The following is a 25,037-nucleotide window of genomic DNA, read 5'->3' as shown; positions in this document are numbered from 1 at the left end:
ATGAAAAATTCTATCAAACTGACAACAATGACTGTTCTTCTGACTTTCTCCACTGCTGCATTCGCGCAAAACACAGCGAAAGAGGGCTTGGAGCGCATCAAATCAAATTTGAACAATTCCAAAACGAACCTGTCTGAGTACCAAAAAAATCTGAAAACGGTTGAAGGTAACTTGAACGAGGTTGCCAAGGCCAAATCCGCTGTTGAAGGCCAACAGAAAGAAGTAGCGGCTCAAGCAGAGGAAAACACCAAGTCCATTCAAAAAATTGGCAAACAGGAAACTGAGCTTCAAGGTTTGATCAACGACGAGAAGGGCAAAACAGCGGCAGAGAATCAAAAAATTGCTGAGCTGGAGGCGATGATCGCGAAAATCAAGGAAAACCAGAGAAAGCGTGAGTCCAACGTTCAGGACTACCAGCATCAGATGTCACAATTGACAGAAGAGAAAAAAATCTGGAACTCCCGTCGTGACACTTTGAAAGATCAATACGACCAGGTAAACAAAAAAATCCGCGAGCTTGCTTCCGAAGAAAAAGAATGGAAAGGCAAACAGCAGGGTTACAAAGGCGAAGTCAATCGCTGGCAAAAAGAAGTGGATCGCCAACAAAAGATCAGCGACTCCTACAACTCTTTGGCTGAAGTTAAATAGTAATAAAACAGTCATTTAGTCCTAATAAGAGATCAGGTCCCCCGGCCTGATCTCTTTGTTTTTCCACCTCAGTATTAGAACTGGACTTCAAGAAATCCTGAGCCCACCGAAAAGCTTTTTAGTCAGGCACCTTCCTTCGCAGACAAATCAATACAATTTAATAAAAGGACTGCTGAAATGAATCAGAGCTCTCTTTCGTCTTGGTTCCGTGGGATCAAGGGAAAACTACTTTTCGCCGCTTGCCTGCCCTTGGTGGGATTTTCCATTATCTACTTTATTTCCAGCTCGAGCATGTCCAAGCTCAACGTATATTTAGACAGCGCAAATCTAAATATCATTCCGAATCTTGCTGCCGTTGGTGAAATGCGCCAGGCACGAAACAAATTCGGTTATCAGGTCTTTGCAGCGATGAGTATGGATACTGCGGAGAAAAGACAAGAACGCATTAAGATCGCCCGCGAAGCGATTGCCGAATTCAAAAAAGGCATGGATTCGTACAAATCGGCTCCTTCTGATCCGAAGTTGGCAGCTACTGACAAAAAAGCCTATGATGCCCTGAACGAGTATATGAACCTTCTTGAAGAGACTGCTAAACTTGCAGAATCCGGAATTCCTGAAAACAACAAGAAAGCACAGGACCTGTTGGATGGCCGTCTTTGGGAGCTGGGCAGCATCATGGGATCCATGACCGGCGCAGCCATCAAACAATACGAAGATATTGCCAAGGAAAACACTGCTTCAGCTGACGCCACTGTAGCCCAGTCTGAAACCATCATCATGCTGACGACAGCGGCTTCAAGTCTCGCGATTTTCTCGATCCTGCTGTTTATCGCAATCCGCCTTTCCAAATCCGTGGGCAGTGTTGCAAGTCGCCTGTCGGACTCAAGCACACAAGTTGCCTCTGCGGTTGAACAACTTAATGAAGCTGGTAACAGCTTGTCACAATCCTCCACTGAAGCCGCGGCATCATTGGAAGAAACTGTGGCGGCCCTTGAAGAGCTGACTTCCATGGTCCAAATGAACTCGGACAACGCCAAACAAGCTGCCAGCCTGTCTGCATCCTCGCGCTCCTCTGCTGAGGCAGGTGAAGCTGACATCAAAAACCTGATCACAGCCATGAATGACATCTCTCAATCTTCCAAAAAGATCGAGGAAATCATCTCTGTGATCGACGATATCGCTTTCCAGACAAACTTGCTGGCATTGAATGCTGCCGTTGAGGCCGCTCGTGCTGGTGAACAAGGTAAAGGCTTCGCAGTTGTTGCGGAAGCGGTTCGTGCCCTGGCGCAAAGAAGTGCCTCTTCTGCCAAGGACATCTCTTCCCTGATCAAAGATTCAGTTTCACAAATTGATCATGGCAGCAAAATTGCTGATCAAAGCGGAACAGTCCTTGCCAATATCGTGAACTCGATCAAGAAGGTTTCTGACCTGAATAACGAGATCGCGGCAGCCAGCTCTGAGCAAACAACAGGTATCCAGCAGATCAGCAAAGCGATGAATCAACTGGATCAATCCTCCCAGTCCAATGCAGCTTCTGCTGAGGAAATTGCAGCCACAAGTGGTGAAATCAACAACCTGGCTACTACGACTCAGACATTGACTGTTGAATTGACTCAGGTGATCTACGGCTCCAGCGATGTGGTTCCAATGCAAACAGTAGAAACAGAGAAACCTAAAAAGGCTGCACATAAAGCTGCAGCCCCAAAGGTTCTGCAATTCAAAAAAGCTCCAGTAAAAGCAACTCCTGCCAAAGCTGCCAAAGCGGAAACATCGGAAGACCTTATTCCTTTTGACGACGATGGCGACCGTAAGGTTGGAACAACAAACGGATTTTAATTAAAAGGATTTATATGAAATCTCAAGGATTTTCAGGTTGGTTCAGGGGCATTAAAGGACGTCTACTTTTCGCAGCAATTATTCCCGTCATTGGCTTCTCCATTTTGTTTGGGGTCGCCTACAGCACCATGGCTCGCTACAACGACATGTTGCAAATTTACTCTGACACATTGGTGCCAAATATGGATTTCATCGGAGAGATGCGCCAATCGCGGAATAAGTTTGGCTACCGAATTCTCTTGGCCCTGGACACTCAGGATCCTGAAATGCGCAAAAAAAGCATCAACTATGCAGCTGAAGGCGCTAAAGAGTTCGAAGACCACTATAAAGAATATGTTGCAGCACCATTTTTACCAGGTGAAGACGCCATTCATAACCAGGCCAAAGACGAAGTTCCTGAGTTTCTTAAAGTTATGGAATCAATCCTGGAAAAGACGAAGTCTGGCACCCCAGAAGACCTTCAAGAGGCACGCACTTTATTAAGTGGCAAATTCAACGAACTTGGCGCCCCGATCACAAAATTCAACCGTGAAGTGTCTGATCTTTACATCAAAGAATCAGAAAGAATGGAAGCCGGCTCTGAACAATTGCAAAAGGACTCTCGAATCATTTTGATTACGACTGCATCGATCGCCATTGTTCTTATTTTTGGTATGTTGTGCTTTATCGCGGCCCGTATGTCCAGTGCTGTGTCATCGATCGCGTCCCGTCTGTCCACTTCCAGCTCGAACGTGGCTTCTTCCGTCGAGCAGCTCAGCGAGGCCAGCAACAGTCTGTCCCAGTCTTCAACAGAAGCCGCAGCGTCCCTGGAAGAAACAGTTGCAGCCCTGGAAGAATTGACTTCGATGGTACAAATGAATTCTGACAACGCGAAACAAGCCGCCGGCTTATCAGCCACTTCCCGTCAAGCGGCTGAAACCGGTGAAAATGACATTAAACTTTTGATCACGGCGATGACTGAAATTTCCCAGTCTTCCAGAAAAATCGAAGAAATCATTTCGGTTATCGACGACATTGCATTTCAAACGAACTTGTTGGCTCTGAATGCTGCTGTCGAAGCCGCCCGTGCTGGCGAACAAGGCAAAGGCTTCGCCGTTGTCGCGGAAGCGGTTCGCGCCTTGGCACAAAGAAGTGCGACTTCAGCCAAGGACATTTCCTCTTTGATCAAAGATTCGGTTTCGCAAATCGAACGCGGTAGCGAAATAGCCGATCAAAGCGGTACGGTGTTATCAAACATCGTAAGTTCCATCAAAAAAGTGTCTGATTTAAATAATGAAATCGCTGCTGCAAGTTCCGAACAAACAACCGGCATTCAGCAGATCAGTAAAGCGATGAATCAACTGGATCAGTCGTCACAATCAAATGCCGCATCGTCAGAAGAGATCGCAGCCACAGGGGGCGAAATCAACGGACTGGCACAAACGACTCAAGGGCTGACTGTAGAATTGAACAAACTGGTTTTAGGCATCGACGCCTCGGTCGCTTAAAAAACTATTTCAATTTTTTTCGTTTCATATAATCGAGCAGGAATCCTCCCTGCTCGATTTTTAGTTTCAATGCCGAAAAACCGTAAACCACAAGACAAGTAAAGATGGCGAGTACCAACAAAAACACCTTCGCCCAACTGGAAGTAACCCCGGTCACCCACCCCGCGAAGTAAATCGCCGGCAGCGCCATCAACACACCTGCCAGTAAAATCTTAGCAAGCTCCCGCACCATGACCGACCAGCGCGGTGAAATCGCGTAAGTCCCCATCAAGGCAACCACTAAACCCAACTGTAGCAACGAAGCTACCAGGCCCGACATCACCAACCCTTGCAGGCCCAAAGCTTCAATCCACAAAGGCGCCATACCGATATGCAAGGTCAGCCCCAGAATAGACGTCATAGCCGGCACCCAGGTATTTTTAGTCGCATAGTAAGCCGGAATCAAAACGCGCACGGAAGACACCATCAGCAAACTTCCTGCATAAACTTTTAAGACCCCGGATGTTGCCAGCACATCGGTCACGGTGAAATGCCCACGATAAAATAGAACCTCGACAATAGGTTCCGCCAGAAAGAACAAACCCACGGCGGCCGGCCAGGCCAAAAACAAATTCATTAAGAAGTGTTCCTGCAGCACGCTTTGAAATTGGGAGGTTTCTTTTTTATGAGCCAGTTCGCTTAATGTTGGTAGCAAAGCCGCCCCGATACTGACTGCGACCAGCGACAAAGGCAGCTCCAGCAGGCGATCCGCCCAATAGATATAGGACAAAGCCCCTTCACCCAACCCACTGGCAAAGTGCAAGTTCACAAGAGTTGCCAACTGTAAAAGCCCGGCGCCCAGAAGTCCTGGCACCATGTTCTTGATTACTCTGCGAACATCGGCACTCCATAAGTGCAAAGTGAACTGCGGCAAAAAGTCTTTTTCCCGCAACACCCACCACAGCAATGCCGCCTGCAGCACTCCCCCCACTAAAACACCCCAGGCAAGTCCATCCCCGTTCCCGGGAAACCAAGCTGCCGGTATAAAGGTAAAAACCAGCATCGAGACATTCAGCAATGCCGGCGCCACCGCAGGCAAACCGAAACTGCCCAGCGCATTTAAGATCGCCATAAAATAGGCATAGGAACAAACGAAGAACACAAATCCAAACATGATCTGCGCCATACGAACGGTCATGTTCCATTTTTCAATATTCAAAAGATAGCTGTCATCCAGAAGGAGCTTCAAAAGGGGCTCCATGCTGCCAAGCCCCCACAGCGTAAACACTCCGAGAACGATCAATAACAACGTATAGATGGCATTTAAAAGATTCCGGGCCCGCACCCCGCTTAAATCCTGGGCTTGCGCATCGATAAAAACCGGAATGAAACTCACAGAAAGGGCACCTTCACCAAAAAGACGGCGGAAAAGATTGGGTAAACGGAAAGCCGCCGACCAAGCATCGGTGACCGCCCGATCAAAGAGCGCCGCCAGGGCCATATCGCGGAATAGGCCTAAAACGCGGCTCGTTAGGGTCCCGCCAGCCATGAAAAAGGCTCTTTTGAAGACCTTTTTGCGTTCTTCTTTTAATCCGCTTGCCTCCACAGACACCCTATGTTAATCCCTTTGGTTCGTTTATAAGATTAAGTGGAGGCTATACCTTGGCAAATCATAAGTCAGCAGCAAAAAGAGCTCGTCAATCTATCCGTAAAACAGCAGTAAACAATGCTCGTAAAAGCACTGTAAAAACAGCTGAGAAAAAACTTGTTAAAGCTATCGAAGCTAAAGACGTTAAAGCTCTTCCTGAGTTGTTGAAGAACTTCACAGCTCAAGTAATGAAAGCTGCTAAAACTGGCGTTATCAAAAAAGAAACGGCTTCTCGTAAAATCAGCCGTCTTGCTACTCGCGCTTCTGCAAAGTAATTCGCGTAGTTAAATGCTAACGAAAAATAGGGTGACCACCGGTCGCCCTATTTTTGTTTGTGCTTACGCTGCCGATGTTTGATTTCTTGCCGAGACAAAGGCACGAATCTGCCTTTTGGTGGCGAAGTTGATATTACTAAAGCTAAGACCATGGGTGACCCTAGAGTCACCCTGTTTTTTTTGGGTGGAGCGAACCACGCCACGCAGGAATACGAAGTCCCCTTGCGGGATCTGGAAGCTGACAACGACCTCGTCGCCGTCACTCAGCAGATAGTCTGAAATGATCGACATACCGCCCTCACCGACCTCACCTGAATCCACCACAAAGTAAGTGCCATCACACAGGACACCCACCTTGCGCTTCATCGCACGGCGCGGATACTGACGACGGAAGGGCTGTCCCTTGTCATCCACGGCTGGAATGTTCATCTTCTGAAAATCACTGCTCATAGAGGACTTATCGGATTTTTGACGGTGTTTATGCAGTCTAGAAGGAGCGTCTCAATTCGAGACAAGGAATCTAGCTACTAGGCTGTACAAGTTTTAAGAACCATGTTCTCAAGCCAGATATGGCTCGATAGAGGCGATGATTTCAGTGCCTTGTCGGTCTCAGAAAGGACGACCATGGTTTGCTCTAGTTTTTTAGCCGTCCACAGACGCGCTTGTTCGACGTAGTTTTCAAGGAAATACGGAGGCACTTGAGCATAGTGCGCAAGCTTGGCTCCGTGAAGCCCCTCTTCCATCCCCTTTTTTACCGCCAGCAAAATACGGATATGGCGAGCCACCAAAGAGATGATCCCGATTTCATTTTGTCCCTGATCCAAAAGATGAACCAGATATTCCAAAGCTTTCACACGGTCATTCAAGCCGACGGCTTTGGTGAAATCAAAAACACTTTCTTCCTTGGAGCGGGAAACGACCTGAGCCACATCAGAAACTTCAATACGACGGGCACCCTCAACGAACTCCCCGAGTTTTTTTAGCTCGGCTTCGATTTCGGTTAAATGATGCCCCACAAGTTTATGCAACAAGTGAATCGCATCGTTGGAAATTTTCAAACCCAGGGATTCAGCGATGTAATTGATCCAGGAAGGAACCTGATTTTCGTAAGGTTTCTTGAACTCCACGCAATCGGCTTTATCCAGCAACTGACGGATTTGTTTTTTACGCTTATCCACGCGCGAAGCCAGGATCACGAAACAAGTGCTGTCCACCGGTTCCTCAATCAAGGGTTCCAGCTGAGCCCACTCCTTATCAGACAATTCCTGAGCTTCTTTAAGGATCACCAATCGACGAGGCGCCATCATCGGCAAGGTTTCAACCGCATCACGAACCTGAACGATGTCAGCGTCGCTGGCGTAGAACAAACTGTAGTTAAAATCAATCGCGCCCTCGGTCAGGACTGCGAATTTGAAACGCTCCACGCTTTGATTCAACAAATAAGGCTCTTCCCCGAAAAGGAAATACATCGGAGAAAGGTTGCCCTTTTCCAAATCCTTATAAAATTTCTGTGAATCAATTAATGCCATCGTTCAATCTTAAAAATTTTCAGTAATACGATCGTGTGCCTCAAGCATTAAATCGTTCGCCATGAGGTCAATGTTTTGCCGTCTGGCGGAGAGATTGTAAAGAGGATCCACCGTGTTTACGCCAGCAAGCGTTACCTGAGGTGCTGCATATGTACGCTCCCCGGCAAAGCTTCCCGCCCACAATTCAGTTCCATCAGCTTGTCTTACGACTTTGACAGTTACTGTCAGAAGAATACGATACTCTGACGCGATGACGGAGCCATCGGGCAAATAAGATGATGTCTCGCCAGAAACACGTTTTGCCCCCGGCAAATATTGAACATCATCGATCTGTCCGATCACAGCGACTTCTGAAAGGGAGTTGTCAACGACACGGGCCACACGAGAGCGCTGAAATTCGTGGATCAATCCATTGGTAAAAGCCACTTCAATACCCGGCTCTTGCGTTTTATTTTTAAAAACCGGCACGGAGATCTGTTTGTAGCCGCCGGGAATTGTACGGCTGGCAACGCCTAATTGGTAAGCACAGCCTGTCACAAACTGCATGCACATAAGAGAGAGAATCAGAATGCCACGAGAGCCTTTAAGTATTGCGTCCACGGACCCAGTTGAGTATAAATTTAGATAGAGATCAAGGAAGAAAAATGACTTCATTCAATGACGAATACAGCTTGCTCGCTCCTGGCCCCGTAAATCTTCATCCTGAGGTGCGTAAAGCCTTGGCTTTGCCGATGATTCACCATCGCACACCTGAATTTGACGTAATTTTGAAACGAGTCCTTGCCGGTATTCGCCAGATTTTTCAAACCAAAGAAGATGTTTATTTATTAAGCTGCACGGGTTCCGGCGGCATGGAAGCCCTGCTGGTGAATGTGATCTCTCCGGGCGACAAAGTATTGGCGATTGTCTCTGGAAAATTCGGTGAACGCTGGGCCGAAATGGCTAAAACTTTTGGCGCCGATGTTTCCGTCATCAATGTTCCCTGGGGCGAAGCCGTTCATCCTGCTGACGTTGCAGAACATTTGAAACGCCTGCCTGATACTCGCGCCGTTTTATGCCAGGCCTGTGAAACCAGCACAGCGGTCGCACATCCCATTAAAGAACTCGCTGATATCGTCTCCCAGCACCCTGAAACTCTTTTCCTGGTCGATGCCATCACCGCTCTGGGGGCCTATCCTCTGCCAATGGACGAATGGAAGATTGACGGACTGGTTGCTGGATCACAAAAAGCATTTATGCTGCCGACGGGAATGTCCTTCATTTCCTTCTCCAAAAAAGCACAGGCATTTTTTGACTCTGCGAAATCTCCCCGATTTTATTTTGATGTGCGCAAAGAGAAAAAAGCGAATGCCTCCGGCGAGACTTTCTTTTCCTCCAACGTCACGATTTTGCGGGCATTGGATGTGGTTTTGAATCTGATCAACAAGCAGGGTCTGGAAAGTCTTTTTCATGATATTCACCGCCGGGCGGAATTCACCCGTATTTTTGCGCAGCAATTAGGTTTTACTCTTTACGCCAAAGCCCCGAGTGATTCCGTCACGGCCCTGGTCGTGCCACAAACCATGGATGGACAAAAAATCCGCCTGGAGCTCGAGGAAAAACACAACATCACCATCATGGGCGGACAAGATCAGGCCAAAGGCAAAATCATCCGCGTTGGTCACATGGGTTATATTCAGGACATTGAACTCCTGAAATTGATCGACAATCTTGGTCAGGTTCTTAGAAAATTTGATCCGGGCTCTATCAGCCTGGAACAGATCTCAATGGTTGTTGAAGAAGGCAGAAAGTGGCTGGAGAACAATCCATGAAAAAGAAAATCCTGATCACCGACCGCTTTGCCCAGGACAGTTTTTTGTACTTGCAGCAAAACGAAAACTTTGATGTGGTTCGCAGCGACAGCCACATCCATCTGCCGCTGGAACACCTCGTAAGTGCGCATGCTTTAATCATCCGCAGCCGGACGGTTATCAACGAAGAGCTTTTACAAAAGGCCCGTCAACTGCAACTGATCATCACCTGCACCAGTGGCTTTGATCACATTGATCTTGCGGCGACTGAAAAATGGGGTATCACGGTGATGCATACTCCGACTGCCAATATTCAATCGGCAGCGCAACTAACCTGGGGGCTGGTGCTGGCTTGCGTGAATAACATCATGCCGGCTCACAAAATGGTCAAATCCGGCGAATGGAAGCGTGATCAAATCACAGGCATTGAGCTTTCTGGCAGAACCTATGGAATCATCGGACTGGGCCGCATTGGCTCCCGCGTTGCGGAATTTGCTCAAACTTTCGGCATGAATGTCGTTGCCTACGACCCTTATGCAGACGACCAGAATTTTGAGCGTCTCAACATCCCCCGTTTGAGCTATGAAGAAGTTTTGAAGTCAGCAGATGTTCTAAGCTTTCACGTGCCAAAAACTTTGGAAACTGAGCACATGCTGGATCGTTCACATTTTGAATACATTCACCGCGGTATCATCCTGGTGAATACATCGCGGGGATCGGTCATCAATGAAAACGACCTCTGCGAGGCCTTAGGAAACGGCTGGCTGCGTTCTGTAGGTCTGGATGTCTTTGAAAAAGAGCCTCTGCCGCGCACCTCCAACCTCCTGCAGTATCAAAATGTGATTCTGACTCCGCACATTGGAGCCAATACGGAAGACGCCTTCTTTAAAGCGAGCCAAATCGCCGCTAATAAGCTCATGGCGTTTTTTGTGGACGGCAGCACGTCAGACACACTCCCTCCAAGGGCGCCTTGGTATGGGGCCACACCTTTTGACAAATAGAGAATTTGACATTTCGCCACCCTGTTTCTATCGTGCTTGCCTGAGTGCTGCTGAGAGCGCTTTTGAAGGGATCAAGTATGTCAGGGATTGTGGTTGTTGGCGCTCAATGGGGTGACGAAGGTAAAGGCAAACTTGTCGACGTGTTTGCAGAAAAAGCAGACATGGTTGTTCGCTATCAAGGCGGAGCCAATGCAGGTCACACCTTGGTGGTTAACGGCAAAAAGACCGTTTTGCACTTGGTACCCAGCGGAGTTCTTAGACCTGAAACAACCTGTGTGATCACCTCTGGAGTGGTTATTGACGTCTTCGCTATCCGTGAAGAAATCAAATACCTGATCGATGGCGGTCTTCTTGCAAATCCAAAACAACTTTTGATCTCCGATACAGCGACCATTATTCTGCCTTACCACAAAGCGATCGATGCAGCCCGTGAGGCGGCCCTTGCAGGTGGAAAAATCGGTACAACTGGCAAAGGCATCGGCCCCGCATACGAGGATCGCGCTTCCCGTCGCGCCATCCTTTTCGGCGACCTGTTCAATCCTGAATCTTTGAAGGAAAAGCTGGAGCTTGCATTGCGCGAGAAAAACTTCCTGCTTGAAAACTACTACAAAGGACAAACTTTCCAACTGGAAGCAATGCTGGCGGATCTTAAATCTGTGGCTGATGATCTGGCTCCTTACCGTGCCAAAGACACCTCGCTATTCATCTCGAAGGCATTGAAGTCCAGCAAGCGTGTTATGTTTGAAGGTGCCCAAGGCACCATGTTGGATATCCTTCATGGAACTTATCCCTTCGTTACCAGCTCCTCGACATTGTCTGCGAATGCTTGCGTGAGTGCGGGCATCGGGCCTACAAACATTCAAAAAGTCATCGGTGTCTTTAAAGCCTATACAACTCGCGTGGGCTCAGGTCCGTTCCCAACTGAATTGCACGATGAAGTCGGTCAAAAAATTCAGGCTGATGGTCAAGAGTTCGGCGCAACCACTGGCCGCGCCCGCCGCTGTGGCTGGTTGGATCTGGTGGCATTGAAGTATGCGATTCGCGTGAATGGCATCACCAATCTTGCGATGATGAAAATCGACGTCTTGTCGGGCCATGATCGCATCGGTGTTTGCACAGCTTATAAAATCAACGGTGAAACTGTAACTGAACTTCCAACTTCACCGTACGAGCTTGAAAAAGTGGAACCAGTGATCGAGTGGATGACCGGCTGGAAAGAGGATCTGACGAAAGTAAAAACACTTTCCGACCTTCCTCGTCCAACGACGAACTTCATTGATTATGTAGGTTCGCAATTGGGCACGCCGATCGACGTGATTTCTGTGGGTCCAGGTCGCGAGCAGACATTGTGGGTGAAACCACTGTTCAACAATTAGTCGAGCCCCAGCTCTTGTGCTCTGTCAGATTCAGTCTTGCATTCTAGTGTCGTCACCGCAACGGGATTACCATGGATGCAGGAGGAATTATGGCACAAAAAAACAAGAAACCCACACGCTCCCAAGACAAGAAAAGTCCTTCCAGAAAATCGGACGATGATATCTCAGGTAGAGAAGATCTTTCCCGCGATAGTTTGGAAACTGATTTTGAAATCACCGGCCGTGAAAGTCTGGTTAAGAAAAGTCAAAGACGCTAATATCGTGTAAAATATTAACTTGCTTCGCGGCTTTCCATGGAAGCCGCTTGGTCAAAGATCTTATCGACATTGCCGGAAATTCCGCGAATTGACGTTACAATAAAGTCCGAATTCGAACTTAACGACTCAACTCCCCGCTTGATCTCTCCAGTGCATTTACGCAGCAGTAAAATGAAGCTGTCCATTGAAGACAGGTAGTTCGCAAAGATAGATTTGATTTCCGCTGTTCTAGAGGATTCAATCGCACCAATCTGGCGAACCACTTCCAGTCCGGTCACGAATTTGGCAATTTCCTGCATTGCAGATTCAATCACCGCGATACCTGCCTGAAGTTCAGAAAACTCACTTTGCAGATTCTTTGAATATTGACCAAATAAATCAGAAAACGCTTTTTGATTCTGCAACATCTCTTCAAAAGCATTGTCAGACGACCCCAATTTGGCAATGGATTCGCGAACGAAAAAATCCACCATCAGCATTTGTACATTCAGGGCTGCGACCCGCAGTACGCATTTCTTAACGACACCTGCCAGATCATCGACGAACCCCGCAAGTCCCCCGAGATGCTTTTCAATTGTTCCGGACAAAACGGAGAACTCGTGAGAGACAACACCCAGGCTGGCTGCCAAATCACCGAATTTAGCTGCGGCAATTTTCATGTTAAGCGAAATAAATTTGAGCTGTTGAAATCCCTCGTCCAGGCTTTGGATGGCTTCTTCCAAATTCTGACTGTTGCCCTGAAAGCCTCTTAGTTTTTCGAAAACTTCTTCCAACTTGTGAGTAGTTGCCTTAGTTACTTCTGCGATTTGCTCCGCTTCCTTGACCTCATACTTCATTTCCGAATTTTGCAAATGAGTTGCGCGGGACTTCAATTCCTCAAGCACTGCTTTGACCATAAAGCTTTCATAGTCAGCGAATCCCAACTCAGCGATCTTCTCCAGCAAATACGCATGAGACTCCTCCAGGCTGTGATCCTGACTTTCATAATGCAAAACATCGCTATAAAGATTCTGAACAACTCCGAAAGTTTCCGAAGAAGGCTTAAAGCGAACTGACAAATAGCCATCCTGAATTGGAAAGGCAAAAGCATACACCCAATAGTAATGTCCATCGCCCGCCAAATTTTTAACGTAGGCTCCTACTGGTTTATCAGCTTTTAGGAATTCCCAGAACTCTTTGAAAACAGCCCGTGGCATATCGGGATGACGAATTAAGCTATGAGGTGCCCCGACCATGGCCTCTTTGGGATAAGCACTGACTCGAACAAAGACATCATTGCCATAACGAATAACACCACGCTTGTCCGTCGTGGAAAAAAAGAACTCGTCAAATCCAAAGGGACTTTCAGCATTTACAGGTGTTGGACGTTTCATAGGACCTACCAATCTCAATGACTTTGATATCGGCAGGACCTGAATTAAGAGTTAGCAATATATATCAAAAACGACGGATAAAATGATCTCCACCGGCGTTTGATTTTGCATTTTTCGAGAGGACTTCACTTTAAATAAAAATAGTCTCTTATTTTACTGCGTGGTGCTGAGTAAAAAATGATTTGATAGATTCTTTTGAGTTGAGCCGCTCAATGGATTCCACTTTTAGCTCGGCAACCTTCATCACGATGATTTGCCCTTTTTCACGTGGCCAATCTTGTGTGGCTTCGCCTGTTCTATCCAATGCTAATTTGTAGTTATATTTTCTCATTTTGGGAATGGCGAACATTTTAGAAACCAAACCTGGCATTTTGGAAATGTCGGCAATAACCAATGTTTTTGCTGGATCCAATTTGCCGGGATTCGCATTCAAATACTCTGTCAGAATTTTTGCAGCATCCATATCGCTGGAAAACAAAATCCACTGAGTTGTCGTGGATAGCTCTGCCGGCTCCTCAAATTGATTCAGGATTTTAAAGGCAGACAATGTTTCCCCTGTTTGCACAGCTAAAGAGACACAGGACATAAAACCAATAAAAATTAAAACTACAAATTTTCCCATGGCGGAAAGTGTACTGAGTTAATCACGCAATTAACAGCAAAGTTTTGACGTACGCTATTTTAACAAACACGGACTCTGTAAGAATGCTTGTTCTAGTTCCCGAGTCGATTTGTTACACTTGCAATTGAAAGACGAGGGGGCTGAATGAACATAGTAGATCAAACCATACTTATCACTGGTGGAGGTTCCGGCATTGGCTTAGGGCTTGCGGAAGCATTCGAAAAACTTGGCAATCAAGTGATCATTGCAGGACGTTCTCAATCTAAACTGGAAATGGCGCGCGCCAAAGGATTTGCCACTCTTACTGTGGATATGACCAGCCAGGAAAGTATCGAAGGCCTTGCCAAGGAAGCCATTCAAAAGTTTCCCGCTCTCAATTGTGTTATTCACAATGCTGGCATCATGAAGAATGAAAAACTTTCGAAAGGCGACAACGCCGAAATCGCGACAGACACGATTCTCACAAATATGCTGGGTCCGATTTTACTGACCAGCTTTTTATTGCCACACTTCTTAAAACAAAAGTCCGCAACTATCATGACGGTGACTTCGGGCCTGGGCTACGTTCCCCTTTCCATGACTCCTACATATTGCGCAACCAAAGCTGGTATTCACTCCTATACTGAAAGCCTGCGCTTTCAACTGAAGGACACCGCTATCGAGGTCAAAGAGATCATACCGCCATACGTACAAACGCACCTGGGCGAACGCCAGGCTTACGATCCCAATGCAATGCCCTTGCATGAGTTTATTGATGAAGTGATGGGTATTTTAAAGAACAATCCTAAAACCGATGAAATCGTCGTACAAAGAGCCGCAGCCTTTCGCCAGGCAAGCTTTGGCGGCGAAGCCGCCTACCGGGAAATCTTCAAATCCAGAAACGAATTTCTACTGAACGCACGCAAAGCGGAATGGGATTCGATGTAAAAATAAAAAACCCGATCTTTTGGATCGGGTTTTAATATTCAAAAATATACTTCGGCAGAGCCGAAGTGACTTAGAACTTTTCAAAATCAGGTGTAGCGTAAGCGAAACAACTTGAATGAGAAAAGTTGGCGTTCCCAAGGGGAAAGCCATTTTTGAGTAATTCCAATCCCTTATAACGCACTCGGACCCCATTCGGACCCGTGTGACCAAAACACGGTAAAAAGCTTCTGATCATCATACTTCCACCTTGATCGCATCACGAAGAAGCATGACCGACTCTGGAGTGACTTTGATGTATGTTTCTAACGCAACCTGCAACGAAACTCGGTACAATTTGATGATTGCAGCGTGAGGGTTTTTTGGGTCGTTGAACAGGTTTGTAAGCGCCGTATGACGGAAGGTTTTTGAAGTCCAGTGCCAACCGATGTTTACCCGGTAACGCCAGCCAGCCCAGTCGATCTGTTGCTCGGCCATGGGCTTCTGGTTGTCGAAAACTTGTGGGAACAATAGATTGGTACCCTCGGCCCTACGTAGGTCACGAAGCCGTTTAAGTGGCTCAATCAGGCTTGGGTGGAGCGCATGCTCGCCGGCTAAGTCCGCCTTGTTGGAACCATAGAACCAACGGTACACCGGCACCTCAATATCGAGAATGATATGAACGCCAAACTCTGTTTGAAGAGTCTCTTCAATACGGGTTGCCATCACGTACATAAAGTGAACGATGAGCCCTTCAATCCAATTCTCGGCATAATGCCGAACAGCGCGGAATTCCGCCACAGAAAAGACGTTTTTGGTCTTACCCTTTCTTTTGATCATCGCCTTTTTGCGGTCTGGATCATAGAAAGTGGGAACACCGTAAATCAAAGGTTGGCCGTTTATCCGCTTCAGGGAAAGGTATTGGCAGAAGTTGTTCATGTACTTCGCGGCATTTTCGATAGAGATATCTGGGTGTTTCTTTTTCCAGAACACATACCATTCGGTCGCATTATCGACCGTGATTTCTCCAGGGAGCATTTCACCCCAAAACTCTTTGATCTGTTTTGCGGCCCTTTTGACGTTATTCATTGAATCGTAGGCAAGGTCTTCGGTTTCTTTGACCTTAAGCCAAAGTTCAAGCTCGTCTGATATCAAGCTTTTGACGTGTTTGGTTTTCTTGCCAGTGCGCCGATCGAACTCGGCATTGGCATAGCGCTTGGCCTTAACTCCACCATCTGGATACTTTTCCTTTGTGGTGAACTTGATTCTCTTTCCATTGTGTTTTTTAACGAAATAAATGATTTGAGACACTTCATCTACAAAGAAGTACTCCCAAGTTTCCCCATCTTTTGGGTGCACATATGGAATGAGTTTTTGACCAGACATTACTTTTCTCTTCGTTTAAACCATGAATCGATTTTATCCACAGGAATCAGCCAGGAGTTTCCATCGCGAATCGCGGGAAACCCTTCATCTTGAATCCTACGCTCCAAGGTCTTTCTTGACCAGTCGACGATATTCGCCTGGAACTCTTCTGGAGTTAGGTACCGTCTCAACTTTTTTGGATCAGAATCCAATTTCTTTTCACCCATAATTCCTCAATTTGCTTCTTTTAACGCTTCAAATTCTTCTTTGAACTTAGTGGAGTAACGGTTTCTCAGTACTTCAAACTCTGGGCCGCCTATGTCGTACAAATCCTCTAGGTGCAGCATCTTAACCCCATGAAATCCCATCCTTACCACCGCAAAGTCTGTGCAAGTGCATTTCGAAATAAGCAAAAGATCCAGATCATCATCCACCTCTTCGAGTATTTCTTTAACCTCAATGTATGGACAGTGGTCATCGTGCTCATCGTCTTGTCTGCATTCATCATTGTCGTAATACCCAGCCTGCAGCTTTCCATCTTGATCAAGAAAAGCTACATGCCCCCAGTGATACTGTTGGACCTTCGGTTGAGCTAAAGCAATCCCCCTCAAGATTTCTTCTGTGAGATTGTAATCTCTAAGCATGGACATCTCGCGATCAGTAAGTTTTGATACCTTTTGCACGTTGTATTCAGGTCTGAATGTCTTAATAAGCGCCAGTTCCAATTCAGCTTGGAGTACCGAATCGACAGGAAAATACTTAACACCGTCAAATTCTTTATCTTTACTGTGCGTGCCAATTCTGGCCAGTAGCGAATCAGACTTGCCGATATAGACCACTGTTTCGCCTCTCAGTAGAAAGTAAATATGGCTTCCTTTGGGATAAGGCAGACTTAATGTGCTTTCGATAAATTTATTTGTCGCCACAATCCCTCCAAAATTCCCCTCTGTTAAGGCCAGAGGGGGTGCCTCGTTCTTAGCCTCGGACCCATCTAAGGCTTAGAAATCAAATCCATCATTCTGTTTCTTCTGGTTATCCACCGGGAACATCGACACAAGAATCGACTCTTTCCCATCTTGAATTCCCGCGGGGTTGAAGGTCTTATTGATCAGTAGATACGGACCATTTTGACCTTCCATAACCGCGCCGATGTTCAAATATCGGCCCTTAGTTTCATTTCCCTTTTGGTATTCCCCAACTTTAACTGCCAGATCATGAGTTTTCATTTTTCACCTCGAATATTTCTTTAACGGTTTTCTCTTTATTTGCGATTTGGCGACCAAATCCCGCGAGTTCATTGGCCTGGTCATCTGTGATGTCCTCGGCCTTTTTCAGATTGAACTTACGAGTGATGTCAGCCTGAGAGATTCCATGCTTACGGCATGACTCAAACAGCTTCGCGATTCTCACCACGCGGTCATCGGAAGCGAACTGGGATTTTGGCTCTGATGGGGAAACGTCTTTCGTTGCACCACCCTCACCGTTGTCATAGTCCTCAAGGTCCTGAGTAAAGAAGTCAGAAGCCCCTGTCGCCAGAATGATGGCACCAACGAAGGCACGCTTCTGAGCCATCTTACTGATAGTGTTTTGAACATCGGCGACCGGAGTTGGTTCTGTTTTTACCAGAACTCTTTTTCGATCTTTCCACTCATAAACACCACGGGTTGCATATTTCTTCTCTTGAGAAGAGCAAATCCCCACGCACTCAGCCACCACTCGATCAGTTTTCAAGTGATAGACTTCACATTTGTATTCGTAGCAAAGGTAGTTATCCTTGCGATCATGCTCTTTTGTTACGACAATAAAGCGCGCTCCCAAGCCAAAAAGCATTTTCAACTTCTCAGCACCTGGCTTATAGAGTGAGTTTTTCTTTGTCCCTGGAACAACGCCGTAATCAACTTCCGCCGTAAGCTGTTTTGAGACGAAACCTTTCAACATTTCTCTCTGCGTTGAAAGGGCATCAAAATCAGCCTGAGTCACAGGAAGATTTGAGCCCATGTAGTTCGAATCATCCTGAACAACCAACTCCTTCACTTCACGTTCTTTTTGGCGTGCCATTAGCCCACCCCATCGAAAGTGATTTCTTCTTCAATCATCCAGCGTGGTTTTGTGGCTGTGATGATTTCATCAGAATAACAAGGCCATGAGTTGTCTTTAAGACAAACAGCAATCTCATTCAGGATTGTAAGGTGGCGGCGTTTTGCATCTTTCACGTCCGATGCTGACAATTGGAATACGCGGGACCCAAATGGGCGCGAAGTCTCAAATGGCGTGAAAAAGAAGTCATCGACCTTTTCGCCTGTCGCAAGCTCAATCACATAAGCGTAGTGCGCCAAGCGAACGTCATAGCTCATTTGGAACAACTGATTCTCGAAGCGGGCCATTTGGGAAGTAGATTTAAGATCATCCAAATACCCATGTCCCCAAGCATCTGGTCGTGCTTTCACGTGCAAACCAGTGATTGGGCAAAGTGCAACGATTGATGTCTCAATTCTCGCATGATCAAGCATCGCCATGGCGCGGGTATTTTTTGCGAATGCAGTCAGCATTTCGTACATATTGTCGAAATCTTCTGGATCCACCGGCTTTTTGCCAGGATTCGCCTCAAGGAAAGCTTTGTATTCAGCAGAGTTGGAGCGCACAAGGTTGCCCTTGGCATCCAATGGACGTGCTACAAAGCCGCCGATATCTTGCTCAAGCAAAAGGGAATGGATGAGATTCCCGCGAATCATCGCAGATGTTGGCTCTTCCTTTGGCCCTTTCCATGCGGCATGAAAGTGCGCTGGGCTGATAAGCATGTTTATTAAAGATGAAGAACCGATCGCATCGAGTGCGTGGTATTCTTCAGCGGGCATGTTTTCGAAAATTCCTAGCTTCATAATGGGTCCCTTTCGGCTAAGCAGCTGGGTTTGTTGGATTTAGTTCTTTATCTAATTCTTCCTGAAGCGTTCTTCTTTGGAAGTCGTTAAGCGCGAGCGCCGAAACAAACACCCAGTCTTTCAGGATGTTCGGTTCATACACTTCAAAGCCCATCAGTTCCCCGTTTATATGATGGAGATATCTCTCAATCTCATGCATACGGAACGGGCCTTTTGAAACTTTCTCGACAGTGATGATTTCAGTATTCTTTTGAGGGAAGCCCATTATGCTGCCGCCTTTTCTTGTCTGATGGCGCGAAGGTTTTGCACCAATCCGTAAATCACCATGCGGTTTTGTCGAGTGCGTGGCTGATACCTCATCGCATGAATCCAATTGATGATTTCTTGTTCTAAGTTCGATCTTTTGTATTGACCGATTTTTTGCAAAGCAGTGCCCATCGCGATTTCCCACGTTAAAAAATTACAAAACCATTTTTTGTAGATGCTAAAAATAAGGTGTTCTCTTAAAAAGCCATTGTTCGCAAACCAGGTCTATCAACATCTCTACAAGGAGGTTTTTTTGACTCAGTTTTTGAATAACCCGATCCAAAGCGCTTAGAGGTTACGAACTCTCTGAGGCTGCTATTACCGGGTAGTTAGGAAAAGCTTTGTAAATTCTAGAGACGGCCAGAAAGCTATCTTTAGACCTGCAGACCGATTAACCGAAGTCGTAAATTCGGAAAGTCGATACTCTTCAGTTCCGTAAGGAATAAACATCGCAACCGCAAGCAGCCATCGGACTCGTGACTACTCCCCAGGAGGGAGGCTATCTGAGCAACTGATTTCGCAACGGACGGCACCTAACACCTTTTTTTTAAAGAACACCCGTTCTCATCGAAGACCCAACTGCAATTGGAGCTTCTGTGAAATCGGCGTTACGCAGCGTCTTTCACCAAAGACTTTGCGTCTAAATTCAATTTCTGGAAGAGAAGGATTTTTGCCGAAAGGTTAAGACTTCTTTTGCCATTCAAAAAAGCCCCTAGCGTGTAGGCTGACACCCCTATTTGCTTCGCTAGTGCTTTGATCTTCAATCCGCTTTTGACAACTTCGTTCTTAATTTCTTCGCACGTCATTTCTCTATCCATGCAACAGACTATACCCGTTTAACCGTGGATTACGCAACAAATAATCCACGGTATAATAGGTTTAACACACGGAATAACCGGAATAGACTTCTATTATGGATATATTGGATTTGAACGGCGCTACAATTAGGAAATTGAGAGAAGATCTCAGTTGGAGCCGTGAATTTCTTTCAGAGAAATCCGGCATTCCACCAAGAACCATAGAAGATATTGAAATGGGGAATAGTAAAAACCCAGGGATTGAAACTTTCAAAGCCCTTCTAAGAGCCATGCCCAACTATTCCAGAACGAGTGATGACCCAAGGAGGGCTGAGCTATTCAGCCTCGTAGGGCGGCTCCCCGACGTCCACGTCGACACTATCGTCAATTTGAGCAAGGGATTGCTTGGACAATCCGCCATGGATCAAAAAAAGCCTGGGACGTGATTTCTCTTCGTCAATAATCTGCTGCTTCAGTTCGCCTAAACCCGCCATTATCAAAATGAGACCTTGCTCAATCTTACTTGTCGGCATTCATTCTCCCGCCCCATTCATGTTCGCACAAATGTAGGCTTTATTTCTTGTCCGCAATACTTTCGGCTAGTCTAAACAGAATCTTTACGACAAACAGACCTTATTTATTAACAGACCCGTGTTTTTATGAACCTCTCAGGTTCGTAACGTATTCATAACTGCCGATAGACAATGCAGTTTATGACGGACATCCACAGAACATTTTGCACCAATCTCACATTACTCAGACAAAAGCGTGGATGGACCCAAGAATCCTTTTCAGAGCACATGGGAACGTCTATTCGCTATGCTCAAGCCCTGGAATATGGGTACAAAACAGGCCGTCACTGGCCTTCCCCAGAAAAGCTGCGAAAACTCGCGAAACTTCTCAAATGTGACACCGTGGATTTCTTTAAGCCGATCAAGAAGTAGTTTAAGTTTGTTTACCTAGGAGCCGATAAATGCTCTATGAAAACACTATTCTTCATATCGCTATTATTGCTCGCCGGGTGCGCAACATCAGTCACTCACCTTACAGACGCACAATCCGCTTGGGTTTCAATCAGAAGAACTGGTACTGATGAAGTTTTTTGGTGCGAAACTGCCAAAGACAAAGCCGGCGCACCAATTTGCTACGAAGCGGAAATGAAATTCCGCAAGCGATAGCTAATCACCCTCAAGCGTCCTTCGGTATTCCGGATCTCTTTGGGAAAGAACAAAATGGGCAGCACCGAAGGAATCGTCACCGTTTTGGGCTGCATTCTGCAAAACAGCGCCATACTTCGAACCGTTCAGCTTATTCAAAATTGAATCCTTATCGATCGATGCACCTTCCTGCTTGTCAGCAGCCTTTGGCAGCGCCGATCCACCACGCTCTTCCATCTTTTGAACCAGATTGTAAACCATTGCTCCGAAAGCCTGCGGGCTTTCTACAGCAATTTTTTGCATGCTTGGAGATTTCAAGAGTTGTTTTCCAACTTTATCAGCCATAACTGCTAAGGTGCTAGTTCCGACCTTGTCGAGTCCCTTTTTTAAAGCCATACCTGCGACTGCTGTTTTCCAGTCGCCTGTCATTGCGCCGTAAGTAGTGCCAGCGCCGGCAGTGATCGTATCGGTTAATCCAAACATTTTGTTTGCGGCATTTCGGTTTACGCGGTCTTGCGCAATCTTATTAGCCTCTGCTGCTAATCCAAAATCCTTGTTGGCTGCCTTTAAAGCTGCTGATGCCTCACCGCCGCCAAGCTCATTGATTGATTCATCTACGATTTTGTTCATCTCTCGTCGAGCGCCGGTAAAAGCTTTCTCGCTTGCTGGCTCTTTCGAAATTGGATTACGTGAGTAGTTGATTTGTTCGTCAAAACCACCCTTAACGTCATTTGCAGCCTTTGGCGACATCACGTTACCATTGCCCTGAAGGCGTTGGTTTAATCCAATGGTCTCTAAATGGTCTGAAAGTTTTTGTAATGCAGCATCTGAACCAACCGTATCACCAAGCTCAGCCTTGGCAGCGTTAAGAATCCGATTTTTATCTCGGACCGGATCAAATCCTTTCTGAGACATCAAAGATTTAAGAGACTCTTCTGCATTGGAATAAATTTCTTCAAGTCGTGAGCCAGCGGCTCCTTTATTCGCAAGTGTCTTGCTAGCGATATCGTCAACCGAATCACCAGCTTTAACAATGCCCTTATCTAAAAGCATACGTCCAATATCATTTATCTGATCGCGCCCGTCGGCCGCTCTAAAGTCTTTTAGAGTTGCGCCCGTCGATTTGAAAGCAAGTTTTTCTGCGGTATCTTTTGCAATCTCGCCAGCGCTGTTTTTTGCCTTTTGAATTTGACTACCGATGAAGTTAGCGCCTTTCTCAAGATACGGCATTGCCTTCTGAGCTCCATATCCAAGAGTGCCACCAAAAGCAGCGCCTTTGCCTGCATCCATCAGCATTTCGCCGGCATCATTTGCTTCTGACTGACCCAGACCAGTTATACCACCAATGACCGCACCTGATTTCGCAAGACTTGCGGATGGCATGATTTTATTTAGAGGTGAAGCTACTGCGCCCGCGAGTTCAGCAACCCCGGAAACTTCCGGATTGTCGCGAGAGTCACGTTCTAGATCAGCGCGTTCTTTATCGCGTGCACGCTGGTAAGCATCTTTGATAATTTCCCAATCAAGTGTTGGGCCAGATGAAGACTTCTTAATGTCTTTCATTGGACCACCTGCGCCCTCAAAACCAAAAGCACGACCCGCGCCCTCGACTAAGCCTGCAGCTTCGTCAGAGAAGCCAGCGGTAGCGCCTTGTAATCCTTTGCGGAGTGCTGACATCGCGGGTGCCGATACTGGCTCATCATCAACCCAGTCGGCATCGTTCGGATGCGGATCATCAACCCAATCAGTTTCAGCCATTATTGGCCTCCCGCTACATTGCTGACAACTTCAGTTGTCCCATCGCTATAGACGATCCGTTTTTCACCAGTTTTCGCGTTGGTTTGAGTTTTCACAATTGTTTTTTGTGGTGTCCCTGCTGATTGATTCTTCATATCAGCCAGGCCTTGTCGCGTTCTCGTTCCAACACGCGTTTGAAAGTCGCGATCACTATCACCCTTAAACTTTTGAAGGTTTGAAAGGATAGAATCCTGTCCTGTCGCCGCTTCTGCGAAGTGAAATGCCAAAGGGTCTTCTGGGAGAATCTTATTGATGATGTCTTCATCAGATTTAGAAAGAACTCCGAGCTTCGCCATGTTTTTGTACTCAAGCAGCAAATCCTTTGAAAGCTGCTGACCACGGGCAACAGCTTCTCGATTCATCGCTTCGCCGCCGTACTTTTTGCGAAGATCAATCATTTCTTGAATTTTTGAATCGAAGTTTTTCTTCGACTCATGGGCTTCTTTAAGTTGTTTAGCATCATCAATTGTATTGGCAAGTCCGTAAGGCGTTTGAAGGCCCTGCATTTTTTCATCAAGCCTAGCTTGCTTATCTGAATCACGCTGAGCTCTGTTTTCTGCCCGATCACTCGCCAGGATTCTAGCTTGTTCTTTTCTCGCTTCAATGCTTTCTTTAAGCTGCAATGGTTTGAACAATCTTTCTTGGTCGTCAGCAGTAACATTCCCCCACATTTCACCATATTGTTTGGCTACATTTGGGAAGTTCGCTTCGATTGACTTTCTAAATGCAATCGAAGCCGCAGAGTTTGGATCAGATCCCTCCATCGCTTTTTTTGTGGAAAAATCCTTAATCGCTCCATCTTTGCGTTTATCAAACTCACCAATCGTATCTTCTTTAATGTCTTTTCGGATCCTATCAAAGTTTTGCGCTGTTTGAGATGAGCTTCTGCCAGCAAACGCATCACCAATGCCGGCAGCTAGCTGCGCCCATCCAAGGCCAGACTGCTTTTTGTCTGCAGCTGCAACCGCCTCAGCGCGTTTAGCATCACTAAAATCGTTCTGAAAATTATCAAACTGCGAAGCCTGGGGTTGCGATCGGCCATCATTTACCAAAAGGTCGGGGTTTTTCTCTAAAAGATACTTCTTTACTCTCTCATCCATTACTTTTTGCCCCCTGCGTATGCGTTCGCTCCCGCTCCAATCAAGTTTCCAACTAGTTGCATTTCACCAGAGCGTTCAGCATCCTTACCACTTGCAATATTATTGTACTGATTCGCCACCCCGGTTGCTTTAGCCATTTGGTTGTTAAAGTTCTGTTGAGCTAAGCCAAGGTTATACTGCTGACCTGAATTTCGGGTGTCAGTGTTAGAATTTGCGGTGTTTTGAGCTTGCTGTGCGTTCCATTGTTGAGCGTTGTTTTTGGTATTCACATTGTTGGAAATTACTTGCTGCTGATTTTGAGCATTGAACTTCTTAATGGCGTCTCCAGCTTGAGCTTTAGCCGATTGTTGCGCGAAATCCTGAGCCTGCATCTGACCACCAAGTGTACCACTATTCATGATTGCCTCTAGAGCACGCTTATCAGCTTGCGCCTTTGCGTCCATTGCTGTCTGGGCATACTGATTTGAAGCACCTTGAGCTGCCATATTTCTAGCGACCATTTCGGACATTCCGCCAGACATCCCACGTGCCGCCATGTTTTGCATAATCGCACCTTGCTGGCCCTGTAGTTGAGTATTGATGTCAGATTCTAATCTCGATTGATCCGCTAAGAATTGGGAATCTCTACCACCCGCTTCGCCAACCTCCTGAAGTTTGGATAGCGCATTCAATTGAGCTTGCCTTAGAGTTGGATCCGTCGCAATGCCCGCCATTTCTGATGGGCCAAGGTCTACAGCTGTTTCTAATTCTGGATTAAGACTGACTACTTGCTGATAAAGTTCCGGATAGTATTCTTTCAAAACCGGAAGAGGTACGTTTTTGACTGCCATTAAAGCTGAATCTCTATCCGAACCGCCGCCGTCTCCAAAGATTGATGATAGTAGTCCCATGGTTATCCTTTTGTAGTTACGC

29 protein-coding genes and 1 pseudogene are annotated in these 25,037 nt (G+C 46.5%); 12 read left to right on the top strand and 18 right to left on the bottom strand.

The window, feature by feature from the left end; translation table 11 throughout:
* The 3 genes from ACLVWR_RS13285 (at position 1) to ACLVWR_RS13275 (ending at position 3,971) form a co-directional block, all read left to right on the top strand.
* Entirely contained in the window at positions 1 to 648 is a 648-nt protein-coding gene (locus ACLVWR_RS13285) for a hypothetical protein (RefSeq protein ID WP_413581129.1), read from the top strand.
* Positions 649 to 825: 177 nt separating this feature from the next.
* Positions 826 to 2,484 carry a methyl-accepting chemotaxis protein gene (locus ACLVWR_RS13280; RefSeq protein ID WP_413581128.1) on the top strand — a complete coding sequence of 553 codons (1,659 nt, stop codon included), beginning with the start codon at positions 826 to 828 and terminating at the stop codon, positions 2,482 to 2,484.
* A 14-nt stretch (positions 2,485 to 2,498) separates the two neighbouring features.
* The gene (locus ACLVWR_RS13275) at positions 2,499 to 3,971 is read left to right on the top strand and encodes a methyl-accepting chemotaxis protein (protein ID WP_413581127.1); all 1,473 of its coding nucleotides are present in this window, start codon (positions 2,499 to 2,501) and stop codon (positions 3,969 to 3,971) included.
* A gap of 4 nt (positions 3,972 to 3,975) precedes the next feature.
* Here ACLVWR_RS13275 and murJ read toward each other — a convergent pair whose 3' ends face one another.
* On the bottom strand, positions 3,976 to 5,499 hold the full coding sequence (murJ, locus tag ACLVWR_RS13270; RefSeq protein WP_413581126.1) for a murein biosynthesis integral membrane protein MurJ: 1,524 nt from the start codon (positions 5,497 to 5,499) through the stop codon (positions 3,976 to 3,978).
* A gap of 113 nt (positions 5,500 to 5,612) precedes the next feature.
* Between murJ and rpsT the strand changes: the two genes are divergently transcribed.
* Positions 5,613 to 5,873 carry a 30S ribosomal protein S20 gene (gene rpsT / locus ACLVWR_RS13265; protein ID WP_340599636.1) on the top strand — a complete coding sequence of 87 codons (261 nt, stop codon included), beginning with the start codon at positions 5,613 to 5,615 and terminating at the stop codon, positions 5,871 to 5,873.
* Between the two features lie 63 nt (positions 5,874 to 5,936).
* Here rpsT and ACLVWR_RS13260 read toward each other — a convergent pair whose 3' ends face one another.
* The 3 genes from ACLVWR_RS13260 to ACLVWR_RS13250 form a co-directional block, all read right to left on the bottom strand.
* Entirely contained in the window at positions 5,937 to 6,323 is a 387-nt protein-coding gene (locus tag ACLVWR_RS13260) for a PilZ domain-containing protein (RefSeq protein ID WP_340599637.1), read from the bottom strand.
* Positions 6,324 to 6,400: 77 nt separating this feature from the next.
* Positions 6,401 to 7,402, bottom strand: a complete 1,002-nt coding sequence (gene holA, locus ACLVWR_RS13255) for a DNA polymerase III subunit delta (protein WP_413581125.1) — start codon at positions 7,400 to 7,402, stop codon at positions 6,401 to 6,403.
* 9 nt (positions 7,403 to 7,411) lie between these two features.
* Positions 7,412 to 8,002 (bottom strand): LptE family protein, encoded by a 591-nt coding sequence (locus tag ACLVWR_RS13250; protein WP_340599639.1) that lies wholly within the window; start codon positions 8,000 to 8,002, stop codon positions 7,412 to 7,414.
* A 44-nt stretch (positions 8,003 to 8,046) separates the two neighbouring features.
* Between ACLVWR_RS13250 and ACLVWR_RS13245 the strand changes: the two genes are divergently transcribed.
* The 4 genes from ACLVWR_RS13245 (at position 8,047) to ACLVWR_RS13230 (ending at position 11,826) form a co-directional block, all read left to right on the top strand.
* Positions 8,047 to 9,213 carry a pyridoxal-phosphate-dependent aminotransferase family protein gene (locus ACLVWR_RS13245; RefSeq protein ID WP_413581124.1) on the top strand — a complete coding sequence of 389 codons (1,167 nt, stop codon included), beginning with the start codon at positions 8,047 to 8,049 and terminating at the stop codon, positions 9,211 to 9,213.
* Complete coding sequence (locus ACLVWR_RS13240; protein ID WP_413581123.1) at positions 9,210 to 10,193, top strand: D-2-hydroxyacid dehydrogenase; 984 nt, start codon at positions 9,210 to 9,212, stop codon at positions 10,191 to 10,193. The genes ACLVWR_RS13245 and ACLVWR_RS13240 overlap by 4 nt, the downstream gene beginning before the upstream one ends.
* 77 nt (positions 10,194 to 10,270) lie before the next feature.
* Positions 10,271 to 11,569: an adenylosuccinate synthase gene (locus tag ACLVWR_RS13235; RefSeq protein WP_413581122.1), complete on the top strand. Its 1,299-nt coding sequence runs from the start codon at positions 10,271 to 10,273 to the stop codon at positions 11,567 to 11,569.
* 89 nt (positions 11,570 to 11,658) lie between these two features.
* Complete coding sequence (locus tag ACLVWR_RS13230; protein ID WP_413581121.1) at positions 11,659 to 11,826, top strand: hypothetical protein; 168 nt, start codon at positions 11,659 to 11,661, stop codon at positions 11,824 to 11,826.
* A 14-nt stretch (positions 11,827 to 11,840) separates the two neighbouring features.
* Here the strand turns inward: ACLVWR_RS13230 and ACLVWR_RS13225 are convergent, their stop codons facing one another.
* Together ACLVWR_RS13225 and ACLVWR_RS13220 are read right to left on the bottom strand one after the other, a co-directional pair.
* Entirely contained in the window at positions 11,841 to 13,199 is a 1,359-nt protein-coding gene (locus ACLVWR_RS13225) for a PAS domain-containing protein (protein ID WP_413581120.1), read from the bottom strand.
* Positions 13,200 to 13,347: 148 nt separating this feature from the next.
* Complete coding sequence (locus tag ACLVWR_RS13220; RefSeq protein ID WP_413581119.1) at positions 13,348 to 13,746, bottom strand: hypothetical protein; 399 nt, start codon at positions 13,744 to 13,746, stop codon at positions 13,348 to 13,350.
* Positions 13,747 to 13,965: 219 nt separating this feature from the next.
* Between ACLVWR_RS13220 and ACLVWR_RS13215 the strand changes: the two genes are divergently transcribed.
* Positions 13,966 to 14,748 carry an SDR family oxidoreductase gene (locus tag ACLVWR_RS13215; protein ID WP_413581118.1) on the top strand — a complete coding sequence of 261 codons (783 nt, stop codon included), beginning with the start codon at positions 13,966 to 13,968 and terminating at the stop codon, positions 14,746 to 14,748.
* Between the two features lie 234 nt (positions 14,749 to 14,982).
* Here the strand turns inward: ACLVWR_RS13215 and ACLVWR_RS13210 are convergent, their stop codons facing one another.
* The 8 genes from ACLVWR_RS13210 to ACLVWR_RS13175 form a co-directional block, all read right to left on the bottom strand.
* Positions 14,983 to 16,110, bottom strand: coding sequence for a hypothetical protein (locus tag ACLVWR_RS13210; RefSeq protein WP_413581117.1), 1,128 nt, complete (start codon positions 16,108 to 16,110; stop codon positions 14,983 to 14,985).
* Positions 16,110 to 16,316 (bottom strand): helix-turn-helix domain-containing protein, encoded by a 207-nt coding sequence (locus ACLVWR_RS13205; RefSeq protein ID WP_413581116.1) that lies wholly within the window; start codon positions 16,314 to 16,316, stop codon positions 16,110 to 16,112. The genes ACLVWR_RS13210 and ACLVWR_RS13205 overlap by 1 nt, the downstream gene beginning before the upstream one ends.
* A gap of 6 nt (positions 16,317 to 16,322) precedes the next feature.
* Positions 16,323 to 17,015, bottom strand: coding sequence for a hypothetical protein (locus tag ACLVWR_RS13200; RefSeq protein ID WP_413581115.1), 693 nt, complete (start codon positions 17,013 to 17,015; stop codon positions 16,323 to 16,325).
* A gap of 72 nt (positions 17,016 to 17,087) precedes the next feature.
* Positions 17,088 to 17,315, bottom strand: coding sequence for a hypothetical protein (locus ACLVWR_RS13195; RefSeq protein WP_413581114.1), 228 nt, complete (start codon positions 17,313 to 17,315; stop codon positions 17,088 to 17,090).
* The gene (locus ACLVWR_RS13190; RefSeq protein WP_413581113.1) at positions 17,302 to 18,147 is read right to left on the bottom strand and encodes a hypothetical protein; all 846 of its coding nucleotides are present in this window, start codon (positions 18,145 to 18,147) and stop codon (positions 17,302 to 17,304) included. Before ACLVWR_RS13190 ends, ACLVWR_RS13195 begins: the two co-directional genes overlap by 14 nt.
* On the bottom strand, positions 18,147 to 18,968 hold the full coding sequence (locus tag ACLVWR_RS13185) for a PD-(D/E)XK nuclease-like domain-containing protein (protein WP_413581112.1): 822 nt from the start codon (positions 18,966 to 18,968) through the stop codon (positions 18,147 to 18,149). Before ACLVWR_RS13185 ends, ACLVWR_RS13190 begins: the two co-directional genes overlap by 1 nt.
* 16 nt (positions 18,969 to 18,984) lie before the next feature.
* Positions 18,985 to 19,233: a hypothetical protein gene (locus ACLVWR_RS13180; protein ID WP_413581111.1), complete on the bottom strand. Its 249-nt coding sequence runs from the start codon at positions 19,231 to 19,233 to the stop codon at positions 18,985 to 18,987.
* Entirely contained in the window at positions 19,233 to 19,406 is a 174-nt protein-coding gene (locus ACLVWR_RS13175) for a hypothetical protein (RefSeq protein WP_413581110.1), read from the bottom strand. The genes ACLVWR_RS13180 and ACLVWR_RS13175 overlap by 1 nt, the downstream gene beginning before the upstream one ends.
* Positions 19,407 to 20,187: 781 nt before the next feature.
* Between ACLVWR_RS13175 and ACLVWR_RS13170 the strand changes: the two are divergent.
* A pseudogene (locus tag ACLVWR_RS13170) lies at positions 20,188 to 20,304 on the top strand (hypothetical protein); the annotation flags it as partial.
* A 102-nt stretch (positions 20,305 to 20,406) separates the two neighbouring features.
* Here the strand turns inward: ACLVWR_RS13170 and ACLVWR_RS13165 are convergent.
* A complete protein-coding gene (locus ACLVWR_RS13165) occupies positions 20,407 to 20,604 on the bottom strand; it encodes a hypothetical protein (RefSeq protein WP_413583525.1) in 198 nt (65 codons plus the stop codon).
* A 267-nt stretch (positions 20,605 to 20,871) separates the two neighbouring features.
* On the opposite strand from ACLVWR_RS13165, the gene ACLVWR_RS13160 reads away from it, so the two are divergent.
* Together ACLVWR_RS13160 and ACLVWR_RS13155 are read left to right on the top strand one after the other, a co-directional pair.
* A complete protein-coding gene (locus ACLVWR_RS13160; protein ID WP_413581109.1) occupies positions 20,872 to 21,015 on the top strand; it encodes a hypothetical protein in 144 nt (47 codons plus the stop codon).
* Positions 21,016 to 21,051: 36 nt separating this feature from the next.
* Entirely contained in the window at positions 21,052 to 21,249 is a 198-nt protein-coding gene (locus ACLVWR_RS13155; protein WP_413581108.1) for a hypothetical protein, read from the top strand.
* Here ACLVWR_RS13155 and ACLVWR_RS13150 read toward each other — a convergent pair whose 3' ends face one another.
* Genes ACLVWR_RS13150 through ACLVWR_RS13140 form a run of 3 tightly spaced genes read right to left on the bottom strand, consistent with a single transcriptional unit; the run spans position 21,250 to position 25,015 of the window.
* Positions 21,250 to 22,986, bottom strand: coding sequence for a hypothetical protein (locus ACLVWR_RS13150; protein WP_413581107.1), 1,737 nt, complete (start codon positions 22,984 to 22,986; stop codon positions 21,250 to 21,252).
* The gene (locus tag ACLVWR_RS13145; RefSeq protein ID WP_413581106.1) at positions 22,986 to 24,125 is read right to left on the bottom strand and encodes a hypothetical protein; all 1,140 of its coding nucleotides are present in this window, start codon (positions 24,123 to 24,125) and stop codon (positions 22,986 to 22,988) included. The genes ACLVWR_RS13150 and ACLVWR_RS13145 overlap by 1 nt, the downstream gene beginning before the upstream one ends.
* Positions 24,125 to 25,015: a hypothetical protein gene (locus ACLVWR_RS13140; RefSeq protein ID WP_413581105.1), complete on the bottom strand. Its 891-nt coding sequence runs from the start codon at positions 25,013 to 25,015 to the stop codon at positions 24,125 to 24,127. The genes ACLVWR_RS13145 and ACLVWR_RS13140 overlap by 1 nt, the downstream gene beginning before the upstream one ends.
* Positions 25,016 to 25,037 lie beyond the last annotated feature (22 nt).

This window comes from Bdellovibrio sp. HCB288 (assembly GCF_047305935.1).
Taxonomy (GTDB): Bacteria; Bdellovibrionota; Bdellovibrionia; order Bdellovibrionales; family Bdellovibrionaceae; genus Bdellovibrio.
The sequence above is the reverse complement of the archived record's forward strand: the minus strand, read 5'-3'. Positions and strand labels throughout refer to the sequence as shown.